General features: G+C 44.7%; 1 protein-coding gene. It reads left to right on the top strand.

Annotation, left to right across the window (positions count from 1 at the left end; all coding sequences use genetic code 11):
* Positions 1 to 389: helix-turn-helix domain-containing protein (locus BIV59_RS20625; protein WP_139194434.1), on the top strand; the 389-nt coding region annotated here is incomplete at both ends.

Here is a 389-nt window from a genome sequence, read left to right as displayed (position 1 = left end):
GACGCTGGAAAAGTAAAAGAATTAAGAGATCAGATAGCGAAGGCCAACGGTCTTTCAGAAAGAACCATCAGACGATATCTGGCTCAATTCCGGGAATATGGTTTTGGGGGATTGAAGCCACATAGGAGAAAAGCTACTCGAAAGTCAGAAGCCATCCCTCTTCATCTATTGGAACAGGCGATACTTCTTCGTAAGGAAGTACCAAGCCGGAGCGTAGCTCAAATTATACAAATTCTTGAATGGGAAGGTTTAGCTGAATCAGGGCAAATTAAAAGATCTACGCTCCAGGAAAAGCTCACAGAAAAAGGTTACAGCACACGACAAATGCGACTCTATTCCCAGACAGGAGCAGCTGCCCGAAGGTTCCAAAAACGCCATCGTAACCAACT

Origin of the sequence: Bacillus sp. MUM 13, assembly GCF_001866725.1 — a bacterium.
Classification (GTDB): Bacteria; Bacillota; Bacilli; order Bacillales; family DSM-1321; genus Peribacillus.
This window is presented reverse-complemented; position numbering and strand designations above follow the sequence as displayed.